The sequence below is a fragment of the Bradyrhizobium sp. P3_C3 genome (genome assembly GCF_056402655.1).
This window is the reverse complement of the sequence record NZ_JBFUGY010000020.1, coordinates 54,101-66,074: the sequence shown is the minus strand read 5'-3', so window position 1 is coordinate 66,074 and position 11,974 is coordinate 54,101. Positions and strand designations below refer to the sequence as shown.

Annotated in this window: 10 protein-coding genes; 1 reads left to right on the top strand and 9 read right to left on the bottom strand. The window is 63.3% G+C overall.

Going from position 1 to position 11,974, the window contains the following annotated elements:
• Nucleotides 1-156: 156 nt before the first annotated feature.
• The 8 genes from AC1DW2_RS22890 to deoC form a co-directional block, all read right to left on the bottom strand.
• Nucleotides 157-1,248, bottom strand: a complete 1,092-nt coding sequence (locus tag AC1DW2_RS22890; RefSeq protein WP_354131423.1) for an ABC transporter ATP-binding protein — start codon at nt 1,246-1,248, stop codon at nt 157-159.
• Nucleotides 1,249-1,333: 85 nt separating this feature from the next.
• The gene (locus tag AC1DW2_RS22885; protein ID WP_354131476.1) at nt 1,334-2,773 is read right to left on the bottom strand and encodes an extracellular solute-binding protein; all 1,440 of its coding nucleotides are present in this window, start codon (nt 2,771-2,773) and stop codon (nt 1,334-1,336) included.
• A 49-nt stretch (nt 2,774-2,822) separates the two neighbouring features.
• On the bottom strand, nt 2,823-3,860 hold the full coding sequence (locus AC1DW2_RS22880) for a carbohydrate ABC transporter permease (protein WP_354131422.1): 1,038 nt from the start codon (nt 3,858-3,860) through the stop codon (nt 2,823-2,825).
• Nucleotides 3,857-4,732, bottom strand: coding sequence for a carbohydrate ABC transporter permease (locus AC1DW2_RS22875; protein ID WP_354131421.1), 876 nt, complete (start codon nt 4,730-4,732; stop codon nt 3,857-3,859). The genes AC1DW2_RS22880 and AC1DW2_RS22875 overlap by 4 nt, the downstream gene beginning before the upstream one ends.
• A gap of 7 nt (nt 4,733-4,739) precedes the next feature.
• Nucleotides 4,740-5,663, bottom strand: a complete 924-nt coding sequence (locus AC1DW2_RS22870) for a ribokinase (RefSeq protein ID WP_354131420.1) — start codon at nt 5,661-5,663, stop codon at nt 4,740-4,742.
• A 5-nt stretch (nt 5,664-5,668) separates the two neighbouring features.
• Nucleotides 5,669-6,124 (bottom strand): RbsD/FucU family protein, encoded by a 456-nt coding sequence (locus AC1DW2_RS22865; protein WP_014494077.1) that lies wholly within the window; start codon nt 6,122-6,124, stop codon nt 5,669-5,671.
• A gap of 81 nt (nt 6,125-6,205) precedes the next feature.
• Nucleotides 6,206-8,596, bottom strand: a complete 2,391-nt coding sequence (locus tag AC1DW2_RS22860; RefSeq protein ID WP_354131419.1) for an aldehyde dehydrogenase family protein — start codon at nt 8,594-8,596, stop codon at nt 6,206-6,208.
• Between the two features lie 2 nt (nt 8,597-8,598).
• The gene (deoC, locus tag AC1DW2_RS22855) at nt 8,599-9,516 is read right to left on the bottom strand and encodes a deoxyribose-phosphate aldolase (RefSeq protein ID WP_224580998.1); all 918 of its coding nucleotides are present in this window, start codon (nt 9,514-9,516) and stop codon (nt 8,599-8,601) included.
• Between the two features lie 340 nt (nt 9,517-9,856).
• Between deoC and AC1DW2_RS22850 the strand changes: the two genes are divergently transcribed.
• Entirely contained in the window at nt 9,857-10,651 is a 795-nt protein-coding gene (locus AC1DW2_RS22850) for a DeoR/GlpR family DNA-binding transcription regulator (protein ID WP_085404259.1), read from the top strand.
• Nucleotides 10,652-10,731: 80 nt separating this feature from the next.
• On the opposite strand, the gene AC1DW2_RS22845 is transcribed toward AC1DW2_RS22850, so the two are convergent.
• Nucleotides 10,732-11,841 (bottom strand): substrate-binding domain-containing protein, encoded by a 1,110-nt coding sequence (locus AC1DW2_RS22845; RefSeq protein ID WP_247309287.1) that lies wholly within the window; start codon nt 11,839-11,841, stop codon nt 10,732-10,734.
• Between the last annotated feature and the right edge of the window lie 133 nt (nt 11,842-11,974).

Below are 11,974 nucleotides of genomic sequence, written 5' to 3'. Positions count from 1 at the left end.
GCTCGACACCAATACCGGACCAGCAAAGTTTGCGAAGAAGGGGGCAACGTCGCCCGCATCACGTGCGAGCTCGCCGCAGCGCAAGTGACCGCGATGAGGCATGCGCACGCTGGAAGTAAAGATTTGGAATTACCTGCACCGCCAGAGGACGGCCGACTATGAAACGGCCTCCCCGGAAACCTTGTCGAAAAGGTGCGTTCGCTCCAGATCGATGGCGACATCTATTGGGCAATCGGGCGCCGCAGAAACACCGACTTGCATCTGCGCCGTGAATGGAAATGCGCCCACGGTTCCAATCACGAGAGTATGCGGCCCGAGCGGCTCCACGTCTTTCACCATCATGCGGACGGAGGAGCCCGATGGCGCATCTTGCCGCAGCACGTGGTCGGGCCGCACGCCGAGCACAACCGGCTTGCCGATGCTCCCTGCATAGGCCGCCTCTCGGGATTTCGGCAATCTCAACGCCGTACCCGAGGGTTCGGTGAAGATCAGTGCACCGTCGCGAGCGGCAATCTCCCCGTGGATAAAATTCATGCTGGGCGCGCCCATGAAGCCCGCGACGAAGAGATTGCTTGGTTTCTCATAGATCGTGATCGGATCAGCCGCCTGCTCGATGCGGCCGCGATTCATCACCACGACCCGATCGGCCATGGTCATCGCTTCGACCTGATCGTGTGTGACATAAACGATCGTCTTGGCGAGACGGCGATGCAATGCCTTGATCTCGGTCCGCATCTCGATGCGGAGTTTGGCGTCGAGGTTTGACAATGGCTCGTCGAACAGAAACACGTCCGGGCTGCGCACGATGGCACGGCCGATCGCCACGCGCTGACGCTGCCCACCGGAGAGCTGCTTGGGCCGACGGTCCACGTATTGCTCGAGGTCGAGAACCCGCGCCACGTCCTCGACGGCTTTCGCGATCTTGGCGCGCGACTCGCCCCGCGCCTTCATGCCGTAGCCGATATTCTCACCAACAGTCATATGCGGATAGAGCGCATAGTTCTGGAACACCATCGCGCAATTACGCAAGCCCGGGCGCAGCTGCGTCACATCGCGATTACCGATACGAATGGTTCCGCTGGTGACCGTCTCCAGTCCCGCTATCATGCGCAACGTCGTGGTCTTGCCGCAGCCGGACGGCCCGACAAGCACGACAAACTCCTCGTCGGCCACACTCAGATTAAGCCCCTCGATGATCTTGTAGGGCCCATATGCCTTGCTGACGTTCTCGATCTCGACGTGCGCCATGGATTCCTTTTTCCGTCCCCTATATCGACGGCCAACAAAGCCCGGATGATGCTCACGCATCATCCGGGGCAGTCTCTGCGGGAAGCTAGTTCTTCGGTGAGAGGCCCATCGCCGCGCGATAGGCGGCGAGCTGCTTCGCGCGGCCGAACTCATCAGTCAGGCGATTCCATTCCTTCGCGACCGCGTCCAGCGCGGCCTGCGGCGTGGTCTGGCCGGCCAGCGCCTTGCCAAGCTCAATCTCCACAACCTCGGTGTAGGAGAAATAGCCGGGCAAACGCATGTCGAGCGCAACGTTCTTGCCGTTAATGGAGTCGGCCTGGGCGCCGAGATATTCCTTGGCTTCCGTCGGCGAGAAGATCTTGCTCCACAACTCCAGATTCGTGGTGTGCGACTTGCGGTATGGGTTGACACCCGTGCCACCGGTAATCGCGGCCTTGCCGGAGACTTCAGGACTTGTCAGCGTCTTGACGAAATCCCAAGCCGCCTGCTGGTTCTTGCCCACCTTTGGCACGGCAATCTGCCAGCCTCCGAACGCCATGAAGGGTGCCGGCAGCACTGCCGGAAACTTGTCCCACTTCTTGGTTTTGGCGTTCCATATCTCGTCAGAGCCGGGCAGCACTGCAGAGCCCACCTTGCCGGAAATCTTCGATTGCTTGGGGTCGGCGGCGATCACGCCGGTGTCGCCCCAACCGATCGACTCGGCCACCTGGCCGCCGGCCACGGCGGCATTGACCTCGCCGAACGAAAAGTTCAGCGCATTGGGCGGGCCAAGCTTGGAAGCGCGAATATATTCCTCCAATCCCTTCACCCAGCCCGGATTGTTGATCTGGGCATCCATCGTTTCGGGGTCGAAGAACATCGCGCCCGGATAGTTCGGGTTGTTGGTATAGGCCGCCGCGTGGCTGAAGAAGAACCAGAACTGCTGGCCACCGCGACGGAAGGCCTCCGCCGTGCCCCAGAGTCCCTTGTCGGGGCGCTGAAAGAACTCCGCGATGTCGAGATATTGCTTCCAGGTCTTTGGCGGCGCCAGGTCGTAGCCGTACTTGGCCTTGAAGGCGTCCTTCTCCTTGGGATCGCTGAACAGGTCGGTGCGATAGGTGTAGGTGTGAACGTCGCCGTCCATCGATTGCGAATAGATCTTGCCTTCCCACACCATCAGGCGCTCACGGTAGGCCGGCTCGACATCGTCCCAATCCTTGCCGGACTGCATCGCTTTCGGCATCTCGCTGAGATAGGTGACGAAGTCGGGCAGCCAGGCCGGCGCAAAGCTGACCAGATCGAACGCCGCGTCCGATCCGGTAAGCGATGTAACGATCTTCGGGTAGAGCTCCGACCAGGGGAACTCGACCACATTGACCTTGCCGCAGGTCTTCTTGGTCCATTCGTCCGCGCCGAGCTTGAGCGCGGAGGCGATATACGGTCCGGTCTGCGACGCCACAGTCAGGGTGACGCCGGAGTAATCCGGGCTACAAGCAGCGTTCGCCTGGCTCGCGGTGCAAGCCATCGCGAGCGAGGTGGTCAGCATCAGAAACGTCCGTCGCAACATCGTCCAGTCCTCCCTACATAGGTTTTTGCTATTTGATCGCTCCGAGCAGCAGGCCCGACCGCATCATGCGGCTGAGCAGACCTGCCATGATCATCATCGGAATGATGGCGACGAGCGCCGCGGCCGAGATCGCCCACCATTCGTCGCCGCGCTGGCTGTTCTGTCCCGCCACCAGGATCGGCAGCGTCTGCCATCTGGAATTGGTCAGGAACAGCGCGAACAGGAACTCGTTCCAGACGAAGGCGAGCGTGATCATGAAAGTCGCCAGCAGTCCGTTCATCGACATTGGCACCACGATGCCGAGGAAGATGCGCCAACTTGGCACGTTGTCGACCATCGCGGCTTCTTCGACCTCGATCGGAATGGCCTCGAAAAAGTCGCGCATCAGCCAGACCACGATCGGCAGCGAGAACGCGACGTAGCACAGCGTCAGGCCGACATAGCTGTCGATGAGCTGGAAGCCGAGCCGGCCGATTTCGCTGTAGAGGAGATACAGCGCGAAGGCCGTGACGATCGGCGGAAACATGCGCTGGCTGACGAACCAGAACAGGATGTCTTCATTGCCGAGGATCGGCCCCGGCAGCGGCAGGCGGTTGGCCAGGATTGCAGCGACAAGCGCGATCGGGAACGCCAGCAGCAGCGCCTGCGGGCGGGTGAAGCCGAGCGAATTGTTGAACAGCAGATAGCCGCCGAGCGCGAGCAGGAAGAAGATCAGGCCGGCGCCGAAGCGCACCCTGAATTCGAACCGCACCAGCGCGTAGGCCGCCATTGCGCCGACGGCAGTCGCGATCGCTGCCGCCGACAAGCCAACGATTGTCGAGTTCAAAAAGGTCCGGAAGAACTCGCCACGGATACCCTGATAGAGATCAATGAAGGGCTGCAGGGTCGGCGTGAAATCGACGAACGGAATATAGGTCGGGCCGCCGACCACGCCCGGCGGGGTCTTGAACGCCGTCACGACCACCCAATAGAGCGGAAACGCCGTGATCAGGCACCATGCGAAGACACCGGCCGCGACCAGGCGGCGGCTCCAGCGCGACAGTCCGGTAAGGCCCTGCCCGCTCATCGGTGCTTCTCCAGATGCGGCCGCAGCAGCGCCAGATAAGTGACGCCAATGATCGTGATGGCGATCAGGAACAGGAAGCTGAGCGCCGACGTGTAGCCGAGATTGAACTTCTTGAAACCCTCCTGATAGGCGAACAAGGTCAGGGTCTCGGTGTCCACCCCCGGTCCGCCGCCCGTCATCACGAATACGGTGTCCATGATCTTGTAGCTCTCGATCAGGCGGATGAAGACGACCGCGGCGGAGATCGGCAGCATCATCGGAAAGGTGATGCCCCAGAACTGTTGCCAGGCGCTGGCGTTCTCAAGCTCGGCCGCCTCGTAGACATCTTCGGGGAGCGTTTGCAGGCCAGCCAGCATCATCAGGATGATGAACGGGGTCCACTGCCAGATCTCAACAGCGATGATGCAGGCGAGCGCCCAATGACCGTTGGTGAGGAACGGCAGGTTCGCCATGCCGAACATGGAAAGGAACTGGTTGAGCGGCCCCATGGTCGGATTGAAGATCATGCGAGCAACAAGCGCGACGGCGACCGGGGCCAGAAGCATGGGCAGCAGCAAGGCCACGCGAAATAGCCGTTCGCCCGGAACGCGCGCGTTCAGCGCGAGCGCAACGCCAAACCCGATCACGTATTGCAACCCGACGGCAATGAACGCGATCAGCGTCGTCGTGAAGATCGCATTCCAGAAGCGCGGCTCTTGCAGGAGCGTAGCATAATTGCCGAACCACACGACCCGCGGCGGGATCGGCGGAACCAGGCGATAGCTGAGGAAGCTCGTGGTCAACGAATAGATCAGCGGAAAGATCGAGATCGCCAGCACGACGAGCACCGCCGGCCAGATGAAGACATGCTTGATCGGATCATTCCGCATCATGAGCAGATCATCCCTTCAACAGGGCTTCAATCTCAGCGCGCCGCGGCATGGCAGGCGCAGTCCCCGCGCGCGTCACGGAAATCCCCGCCGTGGCGGAACCGAAGCGCGCCGCTTCCAGGGGATCGGCGCCGCCCGCAAGCGCTGCAGCGAAGCCGCCGACGAATGCATCGCCCGCGCCCGCGGTTTCGACCACCTTGCCGGCGGCAAACGGGGGCACGTGTAGCGAGCGATCTCGCCCGTGAAACAGCGCCCCGCGTTCGCCGAGCGTGATCAGCGCGGTGCCCGCTCCCTTGGCCACCAACGCTTCGCCGGCGCGGCGGGCGCCGGCAAGATCGCTCACCGCGATCCCCGTCAGCGCTTCCGCCTCGGTCTCATTGGGAACGACGTAGTCGCACAAGGCAAACAGGCCATCGTCGAATTTGACCGCAGGTGCCGGGTTGAACACGGTGATGCTGCCCGCGGCGCGCGCGATCTCGAGCCCGCGCTGCGCGGCCGCGACCGGTTGCTCGAGCTGGGTCACGAAGACGCGGCTGGTGCGGATCGCATCCGCCGCCGCATCGACGTCGGTGGGGCTGAGACCGTCGGCCGCTCCGCTCACCACGATGATGGCGTTGTCGCCGCGTGTCTCGTGGACATAGATGAAGGCCGCGCCGGTCGGCGCCTCCGCAGTCCTGGCGACGCGCGGTCGAATGCCCTCGGTTTCCCACGTCTTGATGGCAAGATCACCGAAGGCGTCGCGGCCGATCCGGGAGATGAAGGTCACACCTGCGCCTGCGCGCGCAGCGGCCACGGCCTGGTTCGACCCCTTGCCGCCTGGTCCCATGGCAAATCCCGAGCCGGCGATCGTTTCACCGATCGCGGGCATGTTGCCGGCCCGGAAGGCCAGATCGACGACGAAGATGCCGAGCACTGCGACGCCAGTCTTGCTCATGGTCGTCACTCTCCGTCCGGCGCGATGACGCCCTTGGAAAACAGGAAGCAGCCGTAGAAGCGCCGCTCTCCCGTGGCGATCACGCAGTAGGCCGTCTTGGCCTTTTCATAGAAGGCATGGCGCTCGACCCCGACCAGCGGCCAGGAGCGTCCCTCGGCGCGGTCGATCGCGGCCTGCACCTCGCGCTGCACCGGCGGCACCTCCTGGGGCTGGCCAACAATCTCCATGCGGATTGCGGCATCGTCGACGAACGTGTCGAGCGGCAGCACCGAGAGGATGGCTTCGATCGCCTTTGCCGTACTGACGTTGTCGATGCGAAGCAGCTCGCCGAACACGGTCTGGCGCGCGATGGAGTCGGCAGGAAAATTGGTGTCGCACACCACGAGGCGGTCCCCGTGCCCCATTGCGCGCAAGGCATAAAGCACGTCGGCATTGAGCAGTGGATTGATGCCCTTGAGCATGTTGCGTCCCTCCCTTGTCTTCAAAATCGCCCGAACTCTGATGGTCCGGATGCCAACCCGTATCACCGCAAGGTGACGTCTTTAGTCCCCATAGGGAATCCAGATGTTCTTCACCTGCACCGCGTGGCGGAGCAGGATCGGACCTTCGCTCGCCACCCGGTCGTACCAATCGAGCGCCAGCCCGTGGTCGACCAGCGTGCGCTTGAGGTTGCCGATCGACAGCCGCTCCGCAGCAGTCGAGGCCGCCTGCGAGCCGAACACCCAGAGCGCATCGACGTCGTCATGCTCGGCAAGAACCTTTGCGAGCGCATCGCGCTCGCCGGTGACGATATTGACGACGCCTGCCGGCACATCCGACGTCTCCAGCACCTGATAAAAATCGGTCGCTGCAAGCGGATGCCGCTCGCTTGGGACGGCGACGACGCGGTTGCCCATCGCAATCAACGGTGCCACCAGGCTGATGAAGCCCAGCAACGGGGCCTCGTCCGGACAGGCCACCCCGACCACGCCGATCGGCTCGTGCATGGCAAGCGCCACGCCGCGCAACGGCGGTGCATGGATCGTCCCCTCGTATTTGTCGGCCCAGGCCCCATAGCTGAACAGCCGCTCGATACTCGCCTCGACCTCCACGCGCGCCTTGGCGGGCGAAACGCCGGTCATATCCCCGATGCGCCGGGCGAACTCGTCGCCACGCGCGGACAGATTCTCGGCAAGGTAGTAGAGGATTTGGGCGCGATTATGCGTCGTCGCCCGCGCCCAACCCTCGGCCGAGCGCGCCGCGGCCACCGCGTTACGGATATCCTTGCGATTGCCCTCGCCGGCTTCGCCGAGGTGCTTCCCCTTCGGCGACAGCACCGCGCGCGAATAATTTCCGTCGGGACGAACCTGCTTGCCGCCGACGAACAGCTTGGCGGTTCGGTCGATCGGCGGCGTGCCAAATCCGGCGCCGTCGTTAGAAGCCGCCGGGGATGGCGGCGGCACCTTCGCCCGCGGCTTCCGCCCGCTCCAGGCTTTCGGCTTGAGATATTCGTAGAGACCTTCCCGGCCGCCCTCGCGACCGAAGCCGGACTCGCGATAGCCGCCGAAGCCGACGCTGGCATCGAACAAATTGGTCGCATTGACCCAGACCACGCCGGCCTGAAGCTTCGGCGCGATATCGAGCGCCAGCCCGATGGTCTCGCTCCACACGCTGGCGGCAAGGCCATAGCGCGTGTTGTTGGCGAGCATCACCGCCTCGTCCGGCGTGCGGAACGTCATCGCGACCAGCACCGGGCCGAATATCTCCTCGATCGCCACGGTCGATGACGGATGTACGTTCCAAAGCAAGGTTGGGGGATAGAAGCATCCCTCAGCGGGGATCGGCCCCGGCGCCTGATACTTCTCGCCGCCCTCCTTGACGCCGGTTTCGACCAGCGCCTTGATCCGCTCGAGCTGCACCGGTGCGACCACCGCGCCCATGTCGATCGCCTTGTCGAGCGGCGGACCCACGCGCAGCGTCTCCATGCGGCGGATGAGGCGCTTGCGGAATGTCTCTGCGATCCCTTCCTGCAGCAGAAGCCGCGATCCGGCACAACAGACCTGGCCCTGGTTGAACCAGATCGCATCGACCACGCCTTCCACGGCGCCATCGATGTCGGCGTCGTCGAACACGATGAACGGCGACTTGCCGCCGAGCTCGAGCGTCAGCGACTTGCCGCTGCCTGCGGTCGACTGACGGATCAACCGCCCGACCTCGGTCGACCCCGTGAAGGCGATCTTGTCGACACCGGGATTTTCGACCAGCAACGCGCCGGTGGCGCCATCACCCGTCACCACATTCAACACGCCGGGCGGCAGGCCGGCTTCCGCCGCGAGCTCGGCGAACAGCAGCGCGGTGAGTGACGTGAACTCCGCCGGCTTCAGCACCACGGTGTTGCCGGTCGCCAGCGCGGGCGCGATCTTCCAGGCCAGCATCAGCAGCGGAAAGTTCCAGGGGATGATCTGGCCGATCACACCGACCGGGACATGGTCGGCGAATTCGCGGTCCTGCAATTGTGCCCAGCCGGCGTGATACAGGAAGTGGCGCGCGGCCAGCGGCACGTCGAGATCGCGGGTTTCCCTGATCGGTTTGCCATTGTCGATCGCTTCCAATACCGCGAACAGACGAGCGTGACGTTGCAGCATGCGCGCCAGCGCATAGAGATGACGGGCACGACCGTGACCACCGAGCTTTGCCCATGACGACTGCGCCGATCGCGCGGCGCCGACTGCAGCCTCGACATCCGCTGCGATGCCTTGCGCGATCTTGGCCAGCGTCTTTCCGGTGGCTGGCTCGATCGTCGCCAGATGCTTGCCCGAAGCCGGCGCGACGAATTTGCCGGCAATGAAATGCCCAAACGTCGCGTCGTGCCGCTTCAGCCAGGCGCGCGCCTCGCCGTCCGCCTCGGGAGCGGGACCATAATCCATGGTCTCAAAGTAATGTGCGATACTCATGCTCAGCCCACGGGATGACGGTTGAAGGCCGAGTAGCGGCCGGTGACGTGATGCTCGAGCTGGCGCTCGATGTCGGCGAGCAGGCTCGAGGCGCCGACGCGGAACAGATCCGGCTCGAGCCAATCGCGTCCCAACTCCTCCTTCATCAGGAACTGGTAGTTGAGCACATCCTTCGCCGTCGAGATTCCGCCGGCCGGCTTGAAGCCTATCTTGAAGCCGGTCCGCTCCTCATAGACCCTGATCATGCGCAGCATCGCCAGCGTCACCGGCAGCGTGGCATTGACGCCTTCCTTGCCGGTGGAGGTCTTGATGAAGTCCGCGCCGGCCATCATGCAGACCATCGACGCCTTGGCGACGTTGCGCAGCGTTTTGAGGTCACCGGTTGCCAGGATCGTTTTCAGATGCGCATCGCCGCAGGCTGCGCGGAAATCCCGGACCTCGGCGTAGAGAGCCCGCCAGTCTCCGGTCAGCACATGCTCACGCGTGATGACGATGTCGATCTCCTGCGCACCGTCCCTGACGGACGCCTCGATCTCCTTGAGTTTCAGATCGTGAGGCACGAGGCCTGCCGGAAATCCAGTCGAAACCGCAGCGACCGGAATGTCATACCCATCGAGCGCTTCGACCGCGGTTGCGACGAAGCGGTGATAGACGCAGATCGCGCCCGTGTGCAGCCGGCGCCCGGCAAAACCGAGTGCCTCGACGAGGTCACTTCGTATCGGGGCCCTCGCCTTGGCACAGAGACGCTTCACCCGTTCGGCCGTATCGTCGCCGTTGAGTGTCGTCAGGTCGATGCAGGTGATCGCCTTGAGCAACCACGCCGCCTGCGCGTCCTTCTTGACGGTGCGCCGGCCCGGCAGACTCGCAACGCGGCGCTCGGCGGCGGACAGATTGATCCGGATATCATCGACCCAGTCCATCTCGAGCGCGCGGCCGCTGTTGCGCGCGATCGGATGCGGATGATTGTGATCCCGCGCATGGGGCTGCGCCGGCACCGCGGATGGATTTGATATCAAGACGCCCTGCGCCATCGGTACGCCGCGCAATGCTAGCGAATCGGCTGAAACGGCAGATAGACTGAATGTGCCGATTGCAACATGCGATCCTCCCATCCCTTGGCCGCCGGCGCTTCTGCTGCCTCCCGTCGCCGACAGCGAAACACCCCTTGGGCCAAATGTTATTATTGTAACAGATTGACGTTGCTAAACTCACATCATTGTAAGATCATTGTCAACCGGATAAGCAAGCTCGGTGACGAAAATGACTGAAACACCGACCGCACGCCCCAGCGAGACCCGCGTCCAACGGCTGCAACGGCTGCGACGCGCCGTCGAGACGAGCGGCGCACTGCATCTGAAGGACGCCGCAGAGCTGCTGAAGGTGTCGGAGATGACGGTCAGGCGCGACCTTGCCGGGCCCGAGGCGGCGCTCGCCCTGCTCGGCGGCTACGTCGTCAACGCGGCGTCGCCGACCGGGATCAAGTACACATTCGAACAGGAAATCGACCAGCACACACAGGACAAGCGCCTCGCCTGCCGATCCGCAGCCGCCTCGATCAAGGAAGGTGACACCATCTTCATCGACTGCGGCACCACGATGCAGTCGCTGGCGGATTGCCTGCCCGAAGACATGCCTCTCTCGGTGATCTGCTATTCGCTGAACGTCGCCTCGATCGTCACCCACCGGCCAGCGACGCAGGTGATGTTGATGGGCGGGCTCTACCATCCGTCGTCGCAGTCGTTCTCGTCGGATGACGGCCTGTCCTACCTGCGGCGGCTCGGGGTCAACAAGGCTTTCATCTCGGCCGGCGGCCTGCACTGGACCCGCGGCGCCAGCTGCTCGAATTTTCACGAAGTCGCCATCAAGCAGGCCGTCATCGCTACCGCGATGGAGAGCATCCTCGTGGTCGACGCCAGCAAGCTCGGCAGCCTCAAGCCGGCGTTCTTCTCCGACGTCAGCTCATTCTCGCGGATCATCGTCGGTGGCTCCGTGTCGGCAGACACGCGCAAGCACTTCCGCAGCCTTCCCGTCGAATACGTCACCAGCACGGCCTGATCCGGACGGGGGCTGGTTCGCCCGGATCAGGCTTGCTGAGCGATGCGCGGTCTCGGTGGATCGCGCATCGCTGTTTCGGGCTAGTTGCAGGCGGGCTTCGCCTTTTTGCAGGCATCCGTCAGCTCGGCCGGCGGGTCCTTCTTGAATACGGTCTTGTAGGACTCCAGCACATTCGACTGCGTCACCGGCAGCGACTGCACACCGATCCAGCCAGGCGTTTCCTTACCCAACAGCGCGTTCATCATCGCCATCGCCTCGGCGACGCCCTGGTCGTAGGGACGCTGCGAGCCGGTCGCCTTCAGCGGCCCGCCCTTGGCAATCTCGATCGCCGATTGCAGACCGAGGTCGACCGTCGTCATGGGAATATCGATGCCCTGAGCCCGCATCGAGCTCAGCGTGTCGAGCGCCGGTTGATCCCACACCGCGTACAGTCCCTTGACGTCGGGATTGCCGGTCAGGAAGTCGCCCGCGATCTGCGAGACCTTCGGCGGATCGGTGAAGTCGACCTGCTTCATCTTGATGTCAGGGCGGTTTGCTTTCATCCACTCCCGCACGCCCTTGGTGCGCTCGTTGGTGCTGAAATAGTCGACGCCGAAATTGACGAGACCGATGGTGCCGCCCTGCGCCACGCAGGATGCCAGGATCTGTGCCGCGATCTGGCCATTGCCCTGGCTATCGGCCGAGACCATCGTCGCATATTCCTCGGGATGCTTCAGACCAGTCGGGATGCTGTCCATCAGCACGAGCTTGATGCCGGCTTTGGCGATCTTCTTGTAGGTCGGCGCGGTCGCGGTGAAATCGACCGGAATCGAAATGATGCCGTCCGGATGCTGCTGGATCGTGTTCTCGATATCGGCGATCTGCTTGTCCACCTGATATTCGGCGGACGCGACGCCCGTCACCGTCACGCCGTACTTCTTCAGCGTATCGGTGATGCCCTGGATCTGGAGCTGCGACCAGTCGAGGTTGACCGTCTGCATGGAGATGCCGACCTTGAAGTTCTTCTCCTTGATCTTGGCGGCGTCGGCTTCCGACAGCGCGAGCACCTCGGGGGAAGCCGCCTTTTCGCCGTGGGGTCCCTGGCCGACGATCGACTTCGGCCCGAGCTTCGCGAGATCGACACCCTTGACGCAGGTCGCGGGCACTTCGGCGCGAGCCGACGGGATCATCGAGAGGGCGGCAGCGGCCACCAACGCAGTCAAAGGCAAGGTTTGTCGCAAGATTGGCTTCATTGTTTCCTCCATTTTTTGGTCGCCGATTCACCGGAGGGCCAGCGACCTTGCCCCTACCCGCGCAGCGCAATGAACTTGTTGTTCATGCGCC

Coding starts and splice junctions, on each gene's coding strand:
- AC1DW2_RS22890 (WP_354131423.1), bottom strand. CDS start 1,248: ATGGCGCACGTCGAGATCGAGAACGTCAGCAAGGCATATGGGCCCTAC.
- AC1DW2_RS22885 (WP_354131476.1), bottom strand. CDS start 2,773: ATGCTGACCACCTCGCTCGCGATGGCTTGCACCGCGAGCCAGGCGAAC.
- AC1DW2_RS22880 (WP_354131422.1), bottom strand. CDS start 3,860: ATGAGCGGGCAGGGCCTTACCGGACTGTCGCGCTGGAGCCGCCGCCTG.
- AC1DW2_RS22875 (WP_354131421.1), bottom strand. CDS start 4,732: ATGATGCGGAATGATCCGATCAAGCATGTCTTCATCTGGCCGGCGGTG.
- AC1DW2_RS22870 (WP_354131420.1), bottom strand. CDS start 5,663: ATGAGCAAGACTGGCGTCGCAGTGCTCGGCATCTTCGTCGTCGATCTG.
- AC1DW2_RS22865 (WP_014494077.1), bottom strand. CDS start 6,124: ATGCTCAAGGGCATCAATCCACTGCTCAATGCCGACGTGCTTTATGCC.
- AC1DW2_RS22860 (WP_354131419.1), bottom strand. CDS start 8,596: ATGAGTATCGCACATTACTTTGAGACCATGGATTATGGTCCCGCTCCC.
- deoC (WP_224580998.1), bottom strand. CDS start 9,516: ATGGACTGGGTCGATGATATCCGGATCAATCTGTCCGCCGCCGAGCGC.
- AC1DW2_RS22850 (WP_085404259.1), top strand. CDS start 9,857: ATGACTGAAACACCGACCGCACGCCCCAGCGAGACCCGCGTCCAACGG.